Origin of the sequence: Bacillus sp. ISL-34, from assembly GCF_018613325.1 — a bacterium.
GTDB lineage: Bacteria > Bacillota > Bacilli > Bacillales > DSM-1321 > Peribacillus.
Window position 1 is genome coordinate 95,213 of sequence record NZ_JAGGQJ010000005.1, and the last position, 21,350, is coordinate 116,562.

The following is a 21,350-nucleotide window of genomic DNA, read 5'->3' on the forward strand; positions in this document are numbered from 1 at the left end:
TTTCTTACTAAAAACTTGAAAATTTTTCTGCACCTTCATTATAAACTTCGACAATTCCGCGAATTACCCTTCTGCATTCTAAAAAAATGAGCCCCTTTCCCCGCTTTTTAATGGTTACTGGCAGGGGATTAGAGCCAAACTAACTATAATCATTTAGGGGGGATTTTTTTTGAAGATAATCACTACGATTGCCTCTATATTTTTATTGATCTTCTCTTGGTGCTGGGTTGATCTTAAGGTAGGGCATAAGCGTTATTTGAAGCACACAACCAACATTAAATATCCGCCTCGGAACAGCGACATGACTGTTTTCACATCAGGGAATATACTGTTTGATGATTTTATGAAGGAAATCAAGCAAGCTCAGGATTCTATCCATATCCTTTTTTATATTGTAAAAAATGATAATTTCAGCAAGGACTTTTTGAAGTTACTGCAGTCAAAAGCGGAAGAGGGCGTGGAAGTCCGGCTTTTAGTCGATTGGGTAGGAAGTAAAAAAATGTCCCGCCAAACCATTCAGGAGCTAACTAAAAGCGGCGTTCATTTTTCTTTCAGCTTTAAACCGAAGCTCCCCTTCCTTTTCTATACGATACAAAAAAGAAATCACCGTAAGATCACGGTGATAGACGGAAAAGTCGGCTATCTTGGCGGCTTTAATATCGGTAAGGAGTATATAAACCAAGGGGAGAAGCTGAACCCATGGAGAGATTACCATTTAAAAATGACCGGTGAGGGTGTAAAGGACCTTCAGGAAGTCTTCCTCTCGGATTGGTTCTATGATACAAACGAGGATTATAGGGGAACACCTGCCTATTTCCCGACATTGACTCCAGGGACGCAGGCACATCAGGTTATCGTCACGAACGGCAGTGATCTTGAACAGTCCTTGACACACATGATTCGGCAGGCCCATAAAAAAATCATTATCGGGACTCCATACTTCATTCCCAGTGAAAATTTATTTAAAGAATTAAGGGAAGCCCTTGCACGCAATGTTTCCGTTACGGTCATCGTACCTGAAATGTCAGACCATGCCCTTGTCAAGGAAGCTTCTTTTCCCTACTTCCGGGTACTATTAAAAGAAGGGGCTGAAATCATGCAATTTCAAAGAGGGTTCTACCATTCTAAAGTGATATTGATTGATGATATAATGTGTGATATCGGTACGGCTAATTTTGATAAACGCAGTTGTTTTTTAAATAGTGAAATGAACTGCATCGTATTTGACCGGACATTTATAGAAGATGTAGAAAAGGAATTGGCAGTGGACCTAGCCGAATCCAAGCCGCTAAACGGGGACGCGCTTTCCAGCATGAATGTAGTCCGTTCAGCAAAAGAATCGCTGGCTGCCATCCTTTCTCCTTTTCTTTGACATCCCGTTGCTCAAGGAGAAAAATATAATGAAAATAAGATTTGGGTTTGTATCCAATGCCACCTGTTTATGGGAAGCTTCTCCGGCTAAGACACTTACTTTCAAGCGATACAGTACACTTGGCCGAGAAAAAGGAATGGAAAAACTCCTGGATGTGACAAGGCAGAACATTGAAAATACTTTAAGGGTCCTTCAATATAACACCGCACACCAAATAGAAGTATACCGGATGTCCAGTTCCATTGTACCTTTAGCCACACATCCCGAAATTGAATGGGATTTCGTTACTCCTTTTAAAAAAGAGTGGAAACAGCTTGGCGATTGGGCAACTGCACACAAAATGAGGACCAGCTTTCATCCGAATCAGTTTACGCTGTTTACAAGCCCTAAAACCGAGATTACACAAAATGCCGTAAAAGATATGGAGTTCCATTATAAAATGCTTGATGCAATGGGCATAGCGGACACCTCTTTCATCAATATCCATGTCGGCGGGGCCTATGGTGATAAAGAGTCCGCCCTTGTAAGGGTTCATGATAACCTTAAATCGCTGCCTATGCATGTCAAGGAAAGAATGACTTTCGAGAATGATGATAAAACCTATACAGCATCTGAAACCCTGAGCGTATGTAAGAGGGAAGGCATCCCACTTGTATTCGATTACCACCATCATCTCGCAAACCTTTCAGATGTGCCGCTTAACGAGCTGCTCACCGAGGTGTTCACCACTTGGAGTCAGGCAGGAGCGGTACCAAAGATTCATATTTCATCACCAAAATCGGCAGGTGAATTTCGTTCGCATGCCGATTATATCGATTTGGAGTTCATCATGCCCCTTTTTAAAGTGCTTAAGGATCTTGGACAGGACGTGGACTTCATGATCGAGGCCAAGATGAAGGACCGTGCAATGCTGCAGCTGATTGAAGATATAGCTAAGGTTCGTGGTGTAAAAAGGGTGAGCGGCGGTGCCGTCGAGTGCTAATTAACCAAAAAAAAGCGGCTGTTTCTCTAGAAACAGCCGCTTTTGCCATTACATTTTTTCCGGTGCCGAAACCCCGATGATGGCTAATGCATTCTTTAAAGTAATTTGGACGGATTTGACCAGTCCTAGACGCGCCTTACTTCTTTCCATCTCTTCCACATCCAGAACCTTATCTGCATTGTAGAAACTGTGGAATGTAGAAGCCAGGTCGAATATATAATTCGTCATGCGGTGAGGCATCCGTTTTTCGGCTGCTTCCGCTATTGCCTGCGGGAACTCTCCTAATTTCTTCAAAAGTTCCACTTCTTTTTCAGTGGAAAGGGCAGAGAAATCAGTGACTCCTTCATAGCTGATCCCTTGTTCCACACCTTGGCGTAAAATGCTGGAAATACGGGCGTGGGCATACTGTGCATAATAAACCGGATTTTCATTGGATTGCGATACCGCCAGATCCAAATCGAAGTCCATATGAGTATCCGCACTTCTCATCGCAAAGAAATAACGTGTTGCATCCAGACCTACTTCATCAATAAGATCACGCATCGTAACTGCTTTACCGGTACGCTTACTCATCTTCATTTTCTCGCCATCCTTGTACAGGTGAACAAGCTGGATGATTTCGACTTCAAGCTGCTCGCGGTTGTACCCTAATGCTTCGATCGCCGCTTTCATACGCGGTATATAGCCGTGGTGATCTGCACCCCAGATATTGATCAGCTTTTCAAAGCCGCGCTCCAATTTATTACGGTGATAGGCAATATCCGGTGTCAGATATGTGTAAGACCCATCCTGCTTAATAAGCACCCGGTCTTTATCATCGCCTAATTCCGTTGAGCGGAACCATGTAGCCCCATCTTCCTCGTAAACATGGCCCCTTTCTCTCAACACTTTGAGTGCTTCATCAATTTTACCGTCTTGATATAAGGATGTTTCGGAGTACCATACATCAAATCCAACACGGAAATTTCCCAAGTCCGTTTTCAGTTTTTCCATTTCATATTTCAAGCCGTACTCACGGAAAAATTCAAAACGTTCCTTTTCATCGGCATTTACATATTTATCCCCATATTCACTTGCGAGCGTCTTACCGATGCCAATGATATCTTCGCCATGATAACCGCCCTCAGGCATATCCTTTTCGAGGCCAAGTGCCTGGAAATAGCGGGCTTCTATGGAAATGGCCAGATTATTAATCTGGTTTCCTGCATCATTGATATAGTATTCACGTGAAACATCATAGCCTGCTTTAGAAAGGATATTACATAACGTATCACCTACTGCTGCACCACGGGCATGACCAAGATGGAGGTCACCTGTCGGGTTCGCGGAAACGAACTCCACTTGGATTTTTTCTCCTTTTCCAAAGTCACTTGCCCCATATGCTTCATCCACTTTCAAAATGACAGGAACCAATTCTGTCAAATAGCCATTATTCATGTAGAAGTTAATGAAACCAGGCCCTGCAATTTCAATTTTTTCGATGGATGCTTTTGAGTTGTCAAAGTTTTCGATGATTGCCTCTGCTATCATCTTTGGTGCTTTCTTTGCAATCTTCGTTAATTGCATGGCCATATTCGTGGAATAATCTCCGTGTGTCTTATCTCTTGGCAGTTCCAATACAACATTTGGAATCTGCTCTTCCGTTGCTAAACCAGCTTTAATGACTGCCGCTTTAATCTCTTCTTTCAGTTTTTCCTGTACCTCTTTTACTATATTCATGCGCTATGCTTCCTCCTTGTAGGAAATCGTCATCTCATATTGACCGGGTTCGCTTCCCTGCATATGTAACGTATAGTTAAGGACGAGTTTCCCTTGTTTGGCCTGCTCATCCCATTGATGATGTATCTTCTTCGCGGTCGTCCGTAATCCTAACCTGCCATATATACTTTCATAATGTCCATTTGTCGCTTCCTGCAGGCGGAAAAGCTGCCTCATTTTAATGGCACCATTTCTAAGCAGGATCGTTTCATCCGGTTTGTGCTTGATGGTCGTTTGTGTTTGACCGGCTTCATTTTCCTCTTTATATTGCAAATATAAATCGGCACCTTTATACATTTTTGTACCAAATGTGACCAGCTCATACGTTTCGGTTTCTGAGCCGTGCTTGATTTTTGTCTGTAAAGTCACTTTAATCGCTTGCTTATCTATATCATGAAGAGTCAAAGCTACACTTCCTTCATCATGTCGTTCTTAACTTTATAAGTATAAATATTCTTCAAGGAAGTTTCAACTTGGAGCGGAAAATAAAGTGTAAATCCAAAAAAGTGAGGATAAACTGTCGAAATCATGTTGTTGCAATTCATTTGAATTTAACGCAATAATAACTCATCGGGGCGGAATTGTTCAAAAGGAGTCCATCAGACGTAAAATACTTTTCCGCAATGTAATAAAAAAAGACCATTCCCGCTAAAAAACAGGAACAGTCAAGTCTTCCACCCATTAACCTTTTTGAACCCAACCTAAAATCATTTCGCGAATCAGCTTGCTCGCCGTGTTCGCAGTTTGCTCGGATGGATCATAAATCGGTGCCACTTCCACCAAATCGCAGCCGACTACATTAATTTCAGACCGTGCTATCTCATGAATCGAAGCTAAAAGCTCTTTGGAAGTGATGCCTCCACAATCCACGGTGCCTGTTCCCGGCGCGTGCGCGGGATCAAGAACATCGATGTCGATCGTCACATATACAGGACGGCCAGCTAACTGCGGCAGTACTTCTTTCAGAGGTTCAAGTACTTCAAATTTAGAGATGTGCATGCCATTTTCTTTTGCCCATTGGAATTCTTCCTTCAAACCGGAACGAATGCCGAATGAGTATACATTTTTCGGTCCGATAAGTTCAGCGGATTTACGGATGATGGACGCATGGGAAAGCGGCTCTCCTTCATAATCCTCACGTAAATCTGTATGGGCATCCATATGGATGATGGCCATATCGGGATACTTTTTGAACATGGCTTTGATGACAGGCCATGTGACAAGATGTTCCCCTCCCATACCTATTGGGAACTTGCCTGCATCCAACAAGCTGTCGACATATTTTTCAATCATATCGATACTGCGCTGCGGATTGCCGAATGGTAATGGAATATCCCCGGCATCAAAGAATTTAACTTCCTCTAATTCACGATCTAAATATGGGCTGTACTCTTCCAAACCTATCGAAACTTCACGAATTCGGGTAGGGCCGAAGCGGGAACCCGGACGGAAGCTAACCGTCCAGTCCATCGGCATTCCGTATAGCACAGCTTCCGATTCCTCAAAAACAGGGTGGCTTTTAATGAATACATTGCCTGAATAGGCTTCATCGAATTTCATGGTCCATGCCCTCCCTTACTTCACTAAATCTTGAACGAATTTAGGCAGAACGAAAGCTGCTTTATGAAGTTCTTTTGTATAATATTTAGTTTCCAGTTCATGGAAACGATCTTCAGTCACTTCTAATGGATTATATTTTTTCGATCCGATCGTGAACGCCCAAAGGCCGCTTGGATACGTCGGGATATTCGCTAAATACAGGCTGGTGATTGGGAATATTTCTTTTACATCACGTTGTACATCACGAATTAAGTCCGCTTTAAACCAAGGATTGTCGGATTGTGCCACAAAAATCCCGTCTTCTTTCAAAGCTTTGGAAATCCCGGCATAAAAACCTTTAGTGAATAAATTGACAGCAGGGCCGACAGGTTCAGTCGAGTCAACCATGATCACGTCATATTCATTTTCACTTTTGGCGATGTGCATGAAGCCATCCCCAACTTGTACGTCTACACGCGGATCTTCAAGCATTCCTGCAATTTCAGGCAGGAATTTCTTTGAGTATTCGATAACTTTCCCATCGATATCCACCAATGTAGCTTTTTTTACGCTTGGGTGCTTTAGGATTTCACGGATAACTCCTCCGTCCCCTCCTCCTACAACCAAAACGTTTTCTGGATTAGGATGGGTAAATAAAGGAACATGGGCTACCATTTCATGGTACACGAATTCATCGCGCTGTGAAGTCATTACCATGTCATCCAGCAACAGCATATTGCCCCACTCTTCCGTTTCAATCATATCCAGCTTTTGAAACTCAGTTTGCTCCGTATGTAAAGTACGATTCACTTTCATCGTAATACCAAAATTCTCTGTTTGTTTTTCAGTAAACCAAATGCTCATTTATTAACGCTCCTTTTCCATTTCATATTGTCAGTCACCTTATAGGTTCCCCAAAATCGGTATAGTCATTAGCTAGAAAAATTATAGACGAATCTAGCAGAATTGCAAGATAAATTTCTTAAATGCAGTTCTTATGTTTAAAATTTTCTTTTTTTTCCATAATAGTAATAGATACTAGATTCTTACCTGATAAGAGAGGTGAAAGCAATGGAATTGATTCCAAGCGAACGATTTAAAAGGACAACTAAATATGTACGGGCCTTCATTATCCTTGCCACAATCGGGCTCACAATACTCTTTGTATTGCTTCTCTCTTTACTGATTTATGCAAAAATATTAGGTCCGCCCCCTTTGGTCGTGCCCCAGTCCACTCTCTATTATAGTGATAATGGAAATGTGATCGGTGAAACCGATAATGGCCAGAAACGTTATTGGGCCGGACTGGAGTCGATTTCACCAGAGCTCATCAAAGCGACTGTCGCCGTTGAGGACCGTCAATTTTACACTCATAATGGATTTGATATAAAGCGGATCGGCGGTGCCATCCTTGCTGATATTAAGGCAATGTCCAAAGTCCAGGGTGCAAGCACCATTACCCAGCAGTATGCCAGGAACCTGTTTCTTGGTCATGACAAAACGTGGTCGCGTAAACTTAATGAGGCCTTTTATACGATACGCTTAGAAATGAACTACTCCAAAAAGGAAATTCTAGAAGGCTATTTAAATACGATTTACTACGGCCATGGCGCATATGGAGCCCAAGCTGCAAGTCAATATTACTTTGGCAAGGATGCCAAGGATTTGACCCTTCCTGAAGCGAGCATGCTGGCCGGAATACCAAAAGGGCCGTCAAACTATTCTCCATTGGATAACTTTGAAAAAGCGAAATCAAGGCAGAAAGTCGTCCTGCAAGCCATGAAAAGCAAAAACTACGTTTCAGGAAAGAATATCGCGGAAGCGTTGCGAACATCCCTTACATTAAAGGGCGAACACGGAACGGTCACCAATAAGACCGCCCCCTATTTCCAGGATGCCGTCAAGCAGGCTTTAAAATCCCAGCTTCATTTAGATGACCGGACGATCGAGCTTGGCGGGCTTAAGGTCTATACCACACTGGACGAAACCCAGCAGGACGCTGCCGAAGAAGTCCTTTCCAATACCATACCCAAGTCTTCAGGCATTCAAGCCTCGATAGTGGCAATGGATCCGGATACCGGGGAGGTCCGTGCGCTGGTCGGAGGGAAAGATTACTCCGAGTCACCATTCAATCGGGCCACACAGGCCGTTCGCCAGCCTGGTTCAACCATGAAGCCCTTGCTATACTATTCAGCACTGGAGAATGGTTTCACACCGTCCACCACCTTAAAAAGCGAGACAACTACATTTTCTTTCGATGATGGTCACTCATCTTACACACCGCATAATTACAACCATCAATATGCGGAAGGCGAAATCACGATGGCTCAGGCCATTGCTCTTTCCGATAATATCTTCGCCGTGAAAACGCACTTGTTCCTTGGGGAACAGACATTGGTCGATACGGCGCATCGTTTCGGCATCACGGCAAAGATGGATGCGGTTCCTTCCCTGGCACTCGGTACGTCAGGTGTAAGGGCTATTGAAATGGTGAACGCATACAGCATTCTGGCTAACGGCGGCAAGAAGGTTGAACCCGTGTTTATCAAAAAGGTTGAAAATCAAAAAGGTGAAGTGATTTTTGATGAAAATGAGAAACATGAACAGATTTTGGATGAGGATAAGGCATTTGTCATGACCCAGATGCTTACAGGGGTTTTCGATGAAACCTTAAATGGCTATACGAAAGTGACCGGTAGCACCATCATTTCCCAGCTGTCCCGCCCATATGCCGGCAAATCGGGCTCCACCCCGACTGACAGCTGGATGATTGGTTACACGCCGGAGCTTGTAGCAGGAGTATGGACTGGATATGATCAAGGCAAAAAGATCGAGATCCCTGCTGAAAAAGGCTATGCAAAGAAAATCTGGGCTTCCTATATGGAAAAGGGCCTGCAAGGGAAACCGGCAAAATCGTTCAAGGAAACCGAAAACGTAATCGGGGTAAAAGTGAATCCCGTTAGCGGAAAATTGTCCACAAAGGACTGTCCTGTCTCAAGATTGACTTATTATGTTAAAGGGACCGAACCTGTCGAATACTGTGCCGAGCACTTTAAGGGTGAGAGTCCGAAACATGGCCCAAAAGAAGAAGAACATAAAAAGGCCCCGTGGTACAAAAAAGTCTTAAAACCTTGGGGATAACGAAAAACCCCCGAAGCCGGCAGCGGCTTCGGGGGTTTTTCTGTCCTAGTTCCACAGTGACTAAACTGCTGTCTTTAAGTTTACTGATTTTATCGCTTTCCTACAAGTGCATTTTTCACTAAACTTAACATTTCATCCATTAAACGAAATTCAAACCGTCAATGACTCCTTCAGCAGATCTGAAGAACGCTCCCACATTCCTGCATCATGGTTTTTCAGGAAGTCTGCAAGCACACGTTTTGATTTATCGTCCATGTCCTCGACGATGATATGTCGTTTCAGCGATTTATCCATCCGGTTAACATGCTCCGGAAGCGATTTGTAACCGCGTCTAATCGACCTGTCGACCATCATTTCACATGCAGTCACACCTGCATAGTGCGGACCATTTTGAGTGGCTTCAATGGTCACCCAAACAAGCCAGTAAGGTTTGGCATTCGGGACTTCCTCTTTAGTCTTTAAAAACTTGATCCCTTTTTCCACTGCACTTCGTGCATGCATTGCGCCGATATCGACCTCTGCTTCACCTGCATCCACATCGATGATGACCGGAGAAATATTATCGAGCGTTAAAACCCCTGCTCCATATCCGCCATGACCTTCTGTAGGGTCGTTTTTTATAATATTGAAGCCTACCTTTTTCTTTGGTTGTTCTTCCATGTTTGTATCCCCCTTTATCGTTTGTCATTCCTTATTATTGGTTAAAAAAACAAAAGTGAAAAAAATTGATTCAAGGTGCCTCCTACAAATCGAATACCAGTATCCAATATCGGTCTAATTGTATATTGACTCAGCGGTGTAATGATCAGAATCAAAAAAATAAGGGAACCATATTGTTCATACTGGGTCATTTTTGCCCGCAAGTCTGCTGAAACAAGATCCTGTACGATCCTATAACCATCGAGCGGCGGCAACGGTATCAGATTAAAAACAAATAGAAGGACATTTAAATTTATGAGCATACTTAAGAAGGGCTCGACAAAAAAAGGTAAATCAGGTCCAACGCCTGCCGCAAGCAACCCGTAAAAAATGAAATACGCCAAAATTGCAACGATCAAATTACTGAACGGACCGGCAAAAGAGACGAGCACTCCTGCCAATTTTGGATTCTTAAAATGAAAACGATTAACCGGTACAGGTCTAGCCCAACCGAATCCGGCAATTAATATCAGCAATGTTCCGATCGGATCCAAATGAGAAATCGGATTCAACGTGACTCTTCCTTCATTCTTTGCTGTCGGGTCACCGAACTTATAGGCCACATAAGCATGGGAAAATTCATGAACCGTAAATGCGATTAACAGTGACACAATGACATATGGAAGTTCTTCCAAACTATAAGCCAAAAACCGTTCTATTTGATCAAAGAATTCCATCGATAGCTTCTCCCCCATTGTTTATTACCGTTAGTATACATCAAAAGTTCAAGAAGTGAAAAAACTCTGACTTCCGTGTCTTGCAATTCTTTTTCCATTGTGAAACACTACAAGATAAGAGAGGAAGGGGGGAAAAGAGATGCCATATGTAACAGTCAAAATGCTTGAAGGCCGTACAGACGAACAGAAAAAGGCTTTAGTCGAGAAGGTGACTGCAGCCGTTACTGAAACAACTGGAGCACCAGCTGAAGCCGTGACGATTTTCATTGAAGAAATGTCAAAAAATCATTTAGCAGTAGCCGGTGTCCGTAAAAGCGATTTATAAGATTTACATAATGGGGAAAAGCTAAGCCATCAATTCGGCTTAGCTTTTGTTTTTAACTGCTCAATATATTCATATGCCTCATCAATTTCTTCAAGCGTATATTTTTGTTTGCTTTTCAGCGTGAAAATTTTCTCGGTGACTTCCTCTTTTTCAAGCGTGTCGAAATATAATACCGTTGAAACCAGCTCCAAAAACCTGGCATTCTGTTCGTTCATATCCTGTAAGCATGCCTCGAGTGCCGGCATCTCCACTTCCTGTATGGATAGGAAATCCCGGCCGGCATCCGTTATCGAATAACAATATTGATAATAGCCTGCTTTTTTTTCCCTTACTTCATTCAAGTAACCCATTTCGCAGAGCTCTTCAATCCGTAAGGTCAACTCCTCCGAATACGGTCCATAAAAGTGAAACTGAAACTTTTCATGAAATGGGAAGGACAGCTTTTTCGCGATATAAACGATTTTTTGTAGTTTTTTCCGACCCGAGATTTCACCGGCAGTAGAAATTGCATTGATAATGTTTGCATGATCCTTAAACAAGGCTCGTCACTCCTCACCAAAAATGTACCACTTTAATCCGATAGCTCCAAAAGCTCACGAATCTGTTTTTTTATATTTTTCTTCGTAGATTCATCACGCAATAAATCCGCTGGATAATACAACTTATGATCCGTTCTTCTTTTCCCTGAAATTGCATCGACAATTTCGGATTCACGCGATAATTCACGAATTTCACCATTATTTTTCAGCAAGTGAATCGGCAGTCTCTCCTCTTCCTCACCTGGCCGGTAAAAATCATACGGCAGATCTGATGAAGAATCGACGACAAGGTAATAATCCGGATCGATGCCTGCCTTCTTGAATAGCGTCCTTAATTCCATCAATCTGTTCATTTGATTGTTCGATGGATGGAATTCCACATATTTAAATAGTTTACGGTTAACGAAGCGAGTGCATAAATCTTTTAATATCGCATCGTTTTCCTCTTCCCATGCTTCGAAATAATAGAGCATCACCGCTTCATCCATTTTCAAGTAGTCCGTTAAAGTCACTTCTCCCCTGAACAATGAATAAAAATGGTGCGGTTCTTGAGCAAACGCATAACCGGATTCATATAAATGTTTCGCTCTATGTAGAATCTTGGTAAGTATGACCTCCGCACTTCTCGTAACTGGATGGAAATAAACCTGCCAATACATTTGGTAGCGACTCATGATATAATCCTCAACCGCATGCATCCCGCTTTGTTTTATGACGGCATGTTCTTCCCTTGGCCTCATTACACGCAAAAGCCTTTCCATATCGAAATGACCATAACTCACGCCAGTAAAGTAAGCATCACGCTGTAAATAGTCCATTCTATCAGCATCGATCTGACTTGAAATCAGGCTGACTACTAATTTGCCTTTATAGGTTTTCGCTATGACTTCTGCCACTTTTTTAGGGAAATCACGTCCAACTCTAAGGAGGATCTTATTCACTTCCGTATCGCCGAGGATTATCTGCCGCGTGAATTGCTCATGATCCAGGTCAAACACCTTTTCAAAAGAATGAGAGAAAGGACCATGACCCAAATCATGCAGAAGTGCTGCGCACAAGGATAATAACCGTTCCTCAGGTTTCCATTCCGGTCTGCCCTCGAAAACATCATCCACGATTCTCCGAACAATCTCATATACTCCAAGCGAATGGCTGAGCCGACTATGTTCCGCACCATGAAAGGTTAAATAAGTCGTTCCCAGCTGTTTGATCCTTCGAAGACGCTGGAATTCCTTCGTCCCTATTAAATCCCATATAACCCGGTCACGAACATGTATATATCGGTGCACCGGGTCCTTGAATACTTTTTCTTCTTGTAATTTTTCGCCGGAATATTCCATGAACTACCCTCTTTTTCATAATCTCGATGCACTCATTATAGCGTGTTTTGACAAAAAACCCTAACTTCTGCCTTGCCAGTAAGAGGGGGAATTTTGTAAGAAAACGGAAGTTTCAGTCCGATTTTGTCTCGAAAATAAGGAAATAAAAAATCACCGCAGTGTGTCGAATCTGGGTGATGATTACTTGTTTCATTTATCATAAGCAAACAATCCACTCTAACTATATATCATGGATCCTACTTTAGTTTTTTATTGATTTTATCTAGTAACTCGTCTTCTGTCGGTGCAGCAACTGGACGGTTATTGACAAAGGCAAAAGACTTCTTTCTGCCAGGACCGCAATAGGATTGACAGCCCACTTCAATTTTCGCGTCGGGATCAAGCTTTTCAAGACGCGGGATCAATGTTTTAATGTTTACCGCCAAGCAGTCATCGCACACTCTGAATTCATTGGACATCCTCCGGTCACCATCCTTTCCATGACAAACTATTTTTCATCCATTTATACGACTAAAAGGTATTTTACCGTTTCTATTTATGAATATCAAGAGGGCTGGATGATGTGAAAAGGAAAGGGCTGCCGCTGGAAAAGGATGTAATTAATCAAAAAACTAGTATCCTTTTAACCTTTTTTGTATAAAAAATCCAGATTTTGTCCAAAATGCTAGTAGAACGCTCCATAAATCACTGCCACACGATATTTTATATAGTTATTTATTTTAAAAGTTACCAGAAAGGGAGTATGTAGAAATGAAGGTTCGTCAAGACGCCTGGACAGAAGAAGATGATTTGCTTTTGGCTGAAACGGTATTGCGCCATGTGCGGGAAGGCAGCACTCAGCTCAATGCTTTTGAAGAGGTAGGAGATAAGTTGAATCGCACCTCTGCAGCATGCGGATTCCGCTGGAATGCAGTTGTCCGCCATAATTACGATAAAGCGCTTTCCCTTGCCAAGAAACAGCGTAAGCAGCGGCAAAGGATCCTTGGAAAAGATCAAGGAGGGAAAAAACGGCTTCTTTATACACCGCCGTCCCCAACGATTTCCGACATAATGGTTCCCCATGTACAAGAGGAGGAACTAGAGTTGAAATCCGAAGTCGATACTACCAATTATGAAGCAGCAGAGGAATTCGTTGTGGCAGAAGCCCTCGCTCCTAAGACACAGCACACACCAGTATCTTTGGAAACGGCCATGAGCCTTGATACCGTCATCGCCTATTTGGAATCTATGAACGGCCGCATGCTTCAAGCCGAAGTATTAAAAACCGAAAATGAAAGATTGAAGCTTGAAATTAAAGGGCTGAAAAAGCGAAACGAAGAATTGGAGAATAAAATCAGCCATCTGGAACAAAACAGCGGCTTGATGCAGGAAGATTATGAAACTTTGATGAATATCATGAATCGAGCAAGAAAGCTGGTCTTGTTAGAGGAAGAGGAACGTCCGGCAACTAAATTCAAGATGGACCGGAATGGCAATTTGGAAAAAATGGCCGAGTAATAAGATAATGTGGGGATCAGTTACATAGTTCAACCACATGATAAAAGGCCGTTTCACCGATGTTTATCCGAAAAAGGGAGCCAACAAGGCTCTTTTTTTCATTGTTTCAAGAAAAATGGAATAATATCTCCCAGGACGCCGCTGCCCATCATACAGTCCTTTTACAGTTTCAGTGAATGATAATGTCGTATTAAATGAAAGAAGCCGTTCCTGACTTACTGGAACGGCTTCTTTCATTTCAATCCCTTAATGCCTCGAATACTTTATCATTACGCTCCACCACTCTTGTCAAGTATGCCTCATACATCGGCCATTCCTGTACGGAAAGAGTGTCAGAGAATATCCTTTCGCTATGTTCCTTCAATACATGCAGGAATCTGAGCATCACATCCTGAACACTCAATTGCACGCCCAACAATTCAGATAGGGACGCCATTACCGAAGGGACGATATCGGGATAAACGAATTTGGTTTCTGCATTTCCTTTAGCTGCATCATAAAAGCCCTTCACGAGACTGGCACGTTCAGCCCCGCTTCCATTCACACATAAATAGATTTGCACCGCTACGCCATTGCGGATCCTGCGTTGGGAAATACCGGCAAATTTTTGCCCATTTATACTTAAATCATAACTTCCCGGACAATAGGAACCGACGATCTCCCTTGCATCCATCGTGACTGGGAAATCGGCAAACATCAATTGGACAAGCTCCCACATCGCATCATATCCACGATTGATTTCAATTTTCCGCTCGTTTTCAGGAAGAATGAGCGACAAATTAAGGACACCCTCATCCAGCACGACTGCCAGACCTCCGGAATTCCTCACGATGGCCTGAAAACCATGTTCTTTTAAATGATCCAAACCCTTTTTAAGAAAAGGCAACTTCGTATCCTGTATACCCATGACGATGGTTCGATGGTGTACCCATGCCCTGGCTACGGCCGCTGATTTACCTGACCCTACGGAAGCGCAAAATGTATCATCCATCGCAAAAGACTCCAGAGCAGGAAACTGAGGTCCAACGGAAGATTGATCAATAATCCTCCACTCTTGCTGCATTAATAATGAATCTGTTTCACCCATACGAATCTCCCTCTAACATTTAATCCTAAAAAGCTGCCTATTGATACTGCGCCACAAACCCCTGTGCCGCTGTAATGACAGCCAGTTTATATACATCCTCTTCACTGCATCCCCTCGAAAGGTCATTCACCGGACGATTCAGCCCCTGAAGGATCGGACCGACCGCTTCGAAGCCGCCCAAGCGCTGTACCATCTTATAGCTGATGTTCCCTGCTTCGAGACTTGGGAAAACAAAAACATTCGCATCCCCCTGAATAAGGGAATCCGGTGCTTTTTTTCTTGCAACCGAAGGAACGAAAGCCGCGTCAAACTGAAATTCCCCATCCAGGATGATATCAGGGTCCATTTCTTTTGCCAAATCGACAGCATCAACCACTTTTAAGGTTTCGGGGGATGTTGCGGATCCCTTCGTCGAAAAGCTCAGCAGCGCCACACGCGGTTCGATATCGAACATTAGTGCAGTCTTCGCACTTTCTATTGCAATTTCAGCCAGGTCCTGGGAATTGGGGTTTATATTGATCGCACAATCGGCGAACACATATTTTTCTTCATCCCGGACCATGATGAATACTCCCGATGTTTTTTGGACGCCTGGCTTTGTTTTAATGATCTTTAGGGCGGGACGAACCGTATCGGCAGTCGAATGCGTTGCGCCACTCACCATTCCATGTGCCAGTTTCATATGGACGAGCATCGTTCCAAAATAGTTCTCATCCATTAAGATTTCACGTGCTTGTACATCGGTCGCTTTACCGTCACGGACCTTCACGAACGCTTCGACCATTTCATCCATCATGATATAATTCTTCGGATCATATATTTCGATTGCATCAAGGGAGATTTTTAAATCTTTTGCCTTCTCCTGAATCAACCCGATATCCCCGATCAATACCGGTGTCACCAGTTTAGCTTTGGCAAGCCTGCCTGCCGCTCCCAAAATCCGTTCATCCAACCCTTCTGGAAAAACGATCTTTAAATTATGCCCCATTATTTTCGATTCCAATATTTCAAATAAATCACTCATTGGCTCTTCCTCCTTTTTAGATACGTTTCCCCCAATTTTTTTATATTTAACCATTCGATGAAAATCCATTGCCGTCTTCTTTTAAGAATACTCTAGCAGCCAGGTAAATTCCAGCCACTTTGGTCCCCTGCCAATCCGCAAATCTGAAATTTGCAGAAACGACGGAAAACAGTGATGGTGTTTGCGGGTTGATATAAATTTCCTTATACTGAAACTATGTTATATTAAAGTTATAATAAGACTTAGGAGTGATCGTAATGAGTGAAGCAGCACAAACACTGGACGGCTGGTATTGTTTACATGATTTCCGTCTAATCGACTGGTCTTCTTGGAAAACGTTATCAAGTGACGAACGCCAATTGGCCATCTCAGAATTCCAAGGTTTACTGGATAAATGGAATATGACACAAAGCGACAATGAAGGTAGCCATGCCCTATATTCCATCGTAGGTCAGAAAGCGGACTTCATGCTTATGTTTGCCCGCCCAACCATGGAAGAATTGAATGCAATTGAAAACGAATTCAACAAAACGAAGCTTGCCGAATATACCATTCCAGCTTATTCATACGTTTCCGTCGTGGAATTAAGCAATTACTTAGCTGGTGGAGATGGTGAGGACCCATACCAGAACCCTCATGTTCGTTCCAGACTTTATCCGATACTTCCAAAAGCGAAACATGTATGCTTCTATCCAATGGACAAGCGTCGTGATGGCGATGATAACTGGTATATGCTTTCCATGGAAGAGCGCAAAGGCTTAATGCGTTCCCACGGCTTGATTGGACGCAGTTATGCCGGCAAAGTAAAACAAATCATTTCAGGTTCTGTCGGTTTTGACGATTATGAATGGGGCGTAACACTATTCGCAGATGATGTCCTTCAATTTAAAAAATTAATCTATGAAATGCGTTTTGATGAAGTGAGTGCACGATACGCTGCATTTGGTTCTTTCTTTGTTGGCAATATCCTGCCGGAAGAAAACGTACCTTCATTCCTATACGTATAAGACGATGAGCTTCCGGTTTCCGGAAGTTTTTTTGCGTCCCCTCCTTTTTATTTTTCCCCGGCTTTGGAATAAATCCAATCCACATCCCATACATTTTCATTAGTGATGAATTTATTTTTTCACAGTCCCAATCAGCTTCAGGAAAATTGATCAAGGTAATTCCTGACTCCAGCGAGGTGAAGGAACGTTACTTCTATTCATTAGCCGACAAGAGGAAATGGCTTATATCATGAACGGCAGCCGTTATGTACCGCTTAACATTCATTGTGGTTTTTTAAGCCACCCGGGGATTGTCCAGAAAACATATACAATACTACCGGTCGCTATAAATCGCACTGTTTCTCCCAGTCCACACTCTCGGATTGTCCAAATTCCACAGTATCAACTAAACCTTGAATTTAGGAGGGAATGCAATGTCACAAAATAATCCTTATGGTAATTACCCGTACGGAGGAAGCCCTTATTATCCCTATGAGAATAATGAGCCTGACGTGCGGCAGCAGAATCCTAACCAGCAACAAGGTTACCAGCAGCAAGGATACCAACAGCCATCATACCAGCAACAACAGCCCACTATGGCAGGCACGCCACAACAAGTGCCGATGACGATGGGTCAACCCCCTTCCGGACCACAGATACCTGGCATGCTTCCGGTCGAAGCGTCGTACATCGAGAACATATTGCGTTTGAATAAAGGGAAATTAGCCACTGTTTATACAACGTTTGAAAACAACAAAGAATGGAATGCCATGGTCTTCAAAGGACTCATCGAGGCTGCAGGACGCGATCATTTAATCATAAGCGACCCTCAAACGGGAAAACGGTACTTAATCCCGATGGTATACTTAGATTATATAACGTTTGATGAGGAAATCGAATATGACTATCCATTTGGAGGCGCTGGGCTTACCACCTATTCCCCAAGGTGATTAAAATCCAATAAAGAAGAGCCTCAGGATCTATTTGATTCTGAGGCTCTTCTTATATTGAAATGACTTTTTTCGGTAAAAAGGCTGATCCATGGAAGATCAGCTACCTTCATTACAAGTATTTATATGCAGCAATGATCATCAAGACCCAAGCAACCAAGAAAGAAACTCCGCCAAGCGGTGTGATGGCTCCCAGGACTTTTATTTGCGTAACGCTTAGAACGAATAGACTTCCGGAAAACAGGATAATTCCTATTAGCATAAGCCAGCCGGACCAGTTGATCAGCGGACTTGAAATTTTCCCAGCCAATAAACCGAGAACCAATAAACCCACCGCATGGAACATTTGATATTGAACAGCGGTTTGCCAGGTTTCTAAATATTTATCAGGAATCTTCCCTTCCAGTCCGTGTGCACCGAATGCACCAAGTGCCACAGCAATAAACCCATTCAATGCACCTAAAATGATGAACAGTTTCAATTATTTCGCTCCCCTTCCCTAATTTAAAAATCGAACAAGGACTCCCCATTGGCCTCATCCATTTTAACCGGTTCTACATTCGGTGTAGCCGACATAACGGGCTGGGTCAATGTGATTGGCTTCGGCATGCTGATGTTCGCAGCTTTTTCATCAACCATCACTTCACAAAGGGATTTAATGGCAATTACATACCCCTGCACCTTATCCTCTGAATTTGCCTGTTTCGCTTTCAACACAAGCTCTTCGATTTTATCTAACATTTGTCTTGATGAAATATCCAACTTTACCACCTCGTCTATATACAGGTCAAAACTATCATAACTAGCATAGCAAAAATCAGAGAAGAAAACACCTTGCATATTTCCTGCCTTTTCATTGGCTTGGCTTGAAATTTCAAGCATGGCTGTCCTGAAGAATGAAAGACATCAAGAGAAGGCTGGTTTGATGTTTTGAATCGAAAAGCACGGCAGCCCTTTGGAAAACCGGGATCCCACGTTATATAGAAATGACGGCACGCCATACAATTCACCCGTTTCGTTTTCTTGTTCATATTATCGGTTCGAGATTTTCCAATCAATTGGGGATTCCCCCATTTCCATCAGCAATTGATTTGTTTTGGAAAAAGGTTTGGTGCCAAAGAAACCACGGGAGGCCGACAGCGGACTCGGATGTACGGACTTAATGATTTTATGGCGGGCTTCATCAATCAAAGGGATTTTGGTTTGAGCAGGTTTCCCCCACAGGATGAATACAACCGGTTTCGGACGGTCATTCAATAGGCGAATAACTTGATTCGTAAAGATTTCCCATCCCTTTCCGCGGTGTGAGTGCGCCTCCCCCTCACGCACAGTCAAGACGGTATTCAATAAAAGCACTCCCCGTTTTGCCCATTCAACAAGGTAACCATTACCCGGAACCTCATAGCCTAGATCGTTGTGTAACTCTTTAAAGATATTTCTTAAAGAGGGTGGGATGCGAACTTCCGGCTTAACTGAAAAACTAAGGCCATGCGCTTGACCAGGGCCATGGTAAGGGTCCTGTCCAAGGATGACAACCTTTACGTCTTCATAAGGAGTATAGTGAAGCGCATTGAAAATATCTTCCTGATCAGGATGAATGACTTGCTGGCTGTACTCTTGCTTTATGAATCCCCTTAGCTCCTGGTAATATTCTTTTTTGAATTCCTCTTTCAATAGAGGCCACCAATCATTTGTCAATAACTGCTTTTCCATGTGCCACAGCCCCTTTCCACTTTTTGAAACTATATTATATCAAACTTAATCGCCTTGCCTTTTTCCATAGATTACGATTTATGTTTCTATATACCCCAAAAGTGGGAAAATAGAAAGTTAGCAAGCAATTTAACCATGTTGGAGGATTCCCTATGAAAAAATGGTACAAAAGAAAACGATTTTATCTGCTTGTCAGCATTTTGATCGTCATTGCAACCGTAATCGTCTATAACAGCTACAAGCCTCTCCCCGATGGTACTTCTTATGAAGGAAAGGTTCATCATGTTGAGGACATCGATTTCATCTATGACCTTTCCTATCATGATGAACAAGGGAATCTGCAACATGAGCAGCGAATTTTCCAAACCATAAATCAAGCCATAGAAGAGGCTGATTCTTATATCGTAATCGATATGTTTTTGTTTAATGCTTTTTATGATGAAAGGATAAACTTCCCGAAGTTAACCGAGACCCTGAAGGATAATCTGATTGAACAGAAGAAAAGGAAACCTGACCTCCAGGTTATATTCATTACTGATGAAGTGAATACTTCCTATAATGCCTACCAGTTAGAGGCATTGGAAACGATGAAGAAAAATGGAATTGATGTCATCATTACCAACTTAGACCGCCTTCGGGATCCTAATCCTCTCTATTCAGGTGTGTATCGGACCTTTTTCCAATGGTTCGGTGAAAGCGGAAAAGGCTGGATTGTGAATCCAATGGCCAAAAGCGCGCCAAAGGTCACCTTGCGTTCTTATCTTAGACTGATGAATATCAAAGCCAATCACAGAAAAGTGGTCGCTACTGAGAAAACGGCCATCATCTCATCTGCCAATCCTCATGACGCAAGTGGATTCCATTCCAATATCGCGTTCCAGATGGAGGGGAATATCATCGGAGATTTCGTTAAAGCCGAAGAAGCCGCTTCGAAATTCTCGGGAGGACCAAAGTCATTTCCTGAGTTCAAAGGGACATCGGCAGATAAAGGGCCGATTTCGGTGCAACTGCTAACGGAAGGAAAAATCAATAAACATGTCCTTAAGGCAATCAATGATGCAAAAAAGGGTGACAAGATCCATCTTGCCATGTTCTACATTGCCGATCGCGAGGTTGTCGAGGTATTAACGGATGCAGCTGAAAGGGGTGTGAAGATTCAAATGATATTGGATCCGAATCAAAACGCTTTCGGAAGTGAGAAAATCGGTCTTCCCAATCTTCCGGTTGCCGCCGAATTCGAAAAACTGGGGGATGAAAACATCTCGATCCGCTGGTACAAAACAGATAAAGAACAATTCCATACAAAGTTGATGATGATCCAAAAGGCTAATGAAACGGTTATTCTTGGAGGATCGGCTAACTATACCTCACGCAATCTAGATGACTATAATCTTGAAGCGAATGTTGAAATCCATGCCCCAAACGATGCGGACGTTTCCAAGGATGTCGATAGCTATTTTCAAAGAATCTGGACAAACCAAAACGGGACATACACGGTGGATTACAGTGAATACCAAAAGAAACTGCCTGTCTTCAAATACTTGACCTACCGCATACAGAAGGTGTTCCGCTTCACCACTTACTAAATATTCTCCGATATAAATGTTTATCAGTGCCCAAATGAGGATATATACTACTATAGCCAACCAGCATCTGTAATAAGCAAGATCCCATTTACCTATATTCAAGAGAATCTTACTAAAATTCAAGGAGGAGTTTAT

The 21,350-nt window shown here is 42.7% G+C and carries 23 protein-coding genes; 8 read left to right on the forward strand and 15 right to left on the reverse strand.

What is annotated here, in order from left to right; all coding sequences use genetic code 11:
• Positions 1–169: 169 nt before the first annotated feature.
• Together cls and uvsE are read left to right on the forward strand one after the other, a co-directional pair.
• Complete coding sequence (cls, locus tag J7E52_RS06500; protein ID WP_286197504.1) at positions 170–1,372, forward strand: cardiolipin synthase; 1,203 nt, start codon at positions 170–172, stop codon at positions 1,370–1,372.
• Positions 1,373–1,400: 28 nt separating this feature from the next.
• Positions 1,401–2,354: a UV DNA damage repair endonuclease UvsE gene (gene uvsE / locus J7E52_RS06505; RefSeq protein WP_214744262.1), complete on the forward strand. Its 954-nt coding sequence runs from the start codon at positions 1,401–1,403 to the stop codon at positions 2,352–2,354.
• 48 nt (positions 2,355–2,402) lie between these two features.
• Here the strand turns inward: uvsE and argS are convergent, their stop codons facing one another.
• From argS to speE, 4 genes are all read right to left on the reverse strand, one after another.
• Positions 2,403–4,073, reverse strand: coding sequence for an arginine--tRNA ligase (argS, locus tag J7E52_RS06510; protein ID WP_214744264.1), 1,671 nt, complete (start codon positions 4,071–4,073; stop codon positions 2,403–2,405).
• Positions 4,074–4,076: 3 nt separating this feature from the next.
• Positions 4,077–4,517 (reverse strand): YwiB family protein, encoded by a 441-nt coding sequence (locus J7E52_RS06515; protein WP_214744266.1) that lies wholly within the window; start codon positions 4,515–4,517, stop codon positions 4,077–4,079.
• Between the two features lie 276 nt (positions 4,518–4,793).
• Positions 4,794–5,672 (reverse strand): agmatinase, encoded by an 879-nt coding sequence (speB, locus tag J7E52_RS06520; RefSeq protein WP_101223865.1) that lies wholly within the window; start codon positions 5,670–5,672, stop codon positions 4,794–4,796.
• A gap of 15 nt (positions 5,673–5,687) precedes the next feature.
• Positions 5,688–6,515, reverse strand: coding sequence for a spermidine synthase (gene speE, locus J7E52_RS06525; protein ID WP_101223866.1), 828 nt, complete (start codon positions 6,513–6,515; stop codon positions 5,688–5,690).
• Positions 6,516–6,722: 207 nt separating this feature from the next.
• Between speE and J7E52_RS06530 the strand changes: the two genes are divergently transcribed.
• Complete coding sequence (locus J7E52_RS06530) at positions 6,723–8,792, forward strand: transglycosylase domain-containing protein (RefSeq protein ID WP_214744268.1); 2,070 nt, start codon at positions 6,723–6,725, stop codon at positions 8,790–8,792.
• Between the two features lie 150 nt (positions 8,793–8,942).
• On the opposite strand, the gene J7E52_RS06535 is transcribed toward J7E52_RS06530, so the two are convergent.
• Together J7E52_RS06535 and J7E52_RS06540 are read right to left on the reverse strand one after the other, a co-directional pair.
• Positions 8,943–9,452, reverse strand: coding sequence for a YwhD family protein (locus tag J7E52_RS06535; protein WP_214744270.1), 510 nt, complete (start codon positions 9,450–9,452; stop codon positions 8,943–8,945).
• 41 nt (positions 9,453–9,493) lie between these two features.
• Positions 9,494–10,168, reverse strand: a complete 675-nt coding sequence (locus J7E52_RS06540) for a site-2 protease family protein (protein ID WP_286197507.1) — start codon at positions 10,166–10,168, stop codon at positions 9,494–9,496.
• 139 nt (positions 10,169–10,307) lie between these two features.
• Here J7E52_RS06540 and J7E52_RS06545 point away from each other — a divergent pair, with 139 nt between their 5' ends.
• Positions 10,308–10,493, forward strand: coding sequence for a 2-hydroxymuconate tautomerase (locus tag J7E52_RS06545; protein WP_034315897.1), 186 nt, complete (start codon positions 10,308–10,310; stop codon positions 10,491–10,493).
• Between the two features lie 29 nt (positions 10,494–10,522).
• On the opposite strand, the gene J7E52_RS06550 is transcribed toward J7E52_RS06545, so the two are convergent.
• The 3 genes from J7E52_RS06550 to J7E52_RS06560 form a co-directional block, all read right to left on the reverse strand.
• Entirely contained in the window at positions 10,523–11,032 is a 510-nt protein-coding gene (locus J7E52_RS06550) for a YwgA family protein (protein ID WP_098185024.1), read from the reverse strand.
• Positions 11,033–11,064: 32 nt separating this feature from the next.
• Entirely contained in the window at positions 11,065–12,372 is a 1,308-nt protein-coding gene (locus J7E52_RS06555; RefSeq protein ID WP_214744272.1) for an HD domain-containing protein, read from the reverse strand.
• Between the two features lie 236 nt (positions 12,373–12,608).
• The gene (locus tag J7E52_RS06560; RefSeq protein ID WP_048683566.1) at positions 12,609–12,830 is read right to left on the reverse strand and encodes a YuzB family protein; all 222 of its coding nucleotides are present in this window, start codon (positions 12,828–12,830) and stop codon (positions 12,609–12,611) included.
• 292 nt (positions 12,831–13,122) lie between these two features.
• Between J7E52_RS06560 and J7E52_RS06565 the strand changes: the two genes are divergently transcribed.
• Complete coding sequence (locus J7E52_RS06565; protein WP_214744274.1) at positions 13,123–13,869, forward strand: RsfA family transcriptional regulator; 747 nt, start codon at positions 13,123–13,125, stop codon at positions 13,867–13,869.
• A 63-nt stretch (positions 13,870–13,932) separates the two neighbouring features.
• Here the strand turns inward: J7E52_RS06565 and J7E52_RS06570 are convergent, their stop codons facing one another.
• The 3 genes from J7E52_RS06570 to pta are packed head-to-tail and all read right to left on the reverse strand — an operon-like array spanning position 13,933 to position 15,980.
• Positions 13,933–14,106 carry a hypothetical protein gene (locus J7E52_RS06570; RefSeq protein ID WP_214744276.1) on the reverse strand — a complete coding sequence of 58 codons (174 nt, stop codon included), beginning with the start codon at positions 14,104–14,106 and terminating at the stop codon, positions 13,933–13,935.
• A 1-nt stretch (position 14,107) separates the two neighbouring features.
• On the reverse strand, positions 14,108–14,956 hold the full coding sequence (gene lipL, locus J7E52_RS06575; protein WP_214744278.1) for an octanoyl-[GcvH]:protein N-octanoyltransferase: 849 nt from the start codon (positions 14,954–14,956) through the stop codon (positions 14,108–14,110).
• A 37-nt stretch (positions 14,957–14,993) separates the two neighbouring features.
• A complete protein-coding gene (gene pta, locus J7E52_RS06580; RefSeq protein ID WP_214744280.1) occupies positions 14,994–15,980 on the reverse strand; it encodes a phosphate acetyltransferase in 987 nt (328 codons plus the stop codon).
• A gap of 257 nt (positions 15,981–16,237) precedes the next feature.
• On the opposite strand from pta, the gene hemQ reads away from it, so the two are divergent.
• On the forward strand, positions 16,238–16,987 hold the full coding sequence (hemQ, locus tag J7E52_RS06585) for a hydrogen peroxide-dependent heme synthase (RefSeq protein ID WP_214744282.1): 750 nt from the start codon (positions 16,238–16,240) through the stop codon (positions 16,985–16,987).
• A 413-nt stretch (positions 16,988–17,400) separates the two neighbouring features.
• Positions 17,401–17,916, forward strand: a complete 516-nt coding sequence (gene gerQ, locus J7E52_RS06590) for a spore coat protein GerQ (RefSeq protein WP_286197508.1) — start codon at positions 17,401–17,403, stop codon at positions 17,914–17,916.
• 112 nt (positions 17,917–18,028) lie between these two features.
• Here gerQ and J7E52_RS06595 read toward each other — a convergent pair whose 3' ends face one another.
• From J7E52_RS06595 to J7E52_RS06605, 3 genes are all read right to left on the reverse strand, one after another.
• Positions 18,029–18,397, reverse strand: a complete 369-nt coding sequence (locus J7E52_RS06595; protein ID WP_054398573.1) for a DUF423 domain-containing protein — start codon at positions 18,395–18,397, stop codon at positions 18,029–18,031.
• A 23-nt stretch (positions 18,398–18,420) separates the two neighbouring features.
• Positions 18,421–18,798 (reverse strand): YwdI family protein, encoded by a 378-nt coding sequence (locus J7E52_RS06600; protein ID WP_214744285.1) that lies wholly within the window; start codon positions 18,796–18,798, stop codon positions 18,421–18,423.
• A gap of 150 nt (positions 18,799–18,948) precedes the next feature.
• On the reverse strand, positions 18,949–19,629 hold the full coding sequence (locus J7E52_RS06605) for a uracil-DNA glycosylase (RefSeq protein ID WP_214744287.1): 681 nt from the start codon (positions 19,627–19,629) through the stop codon (positions 18,949–18,951).
• A 152-nt stretch (positions 19,630–19,781) separates the two neighbouring features.
• On the opposite strand from J7E52_RS06605, the gene J7E52_RS06610 reads away from it, so the two are divergent.
• On the forward strand, positions 19,782–21,215 hold the full coding sequence (locus tag J7E52_RS06610) for a phospholipase D family protein (protein ID WP_214744289.1): 1,434 nt from the start codon (positions 19,782–19,784) through the stop codon (positions 21,213–21,215).
• Positions 21,216–21,350 lie beyond the last annotated feature (135 nt).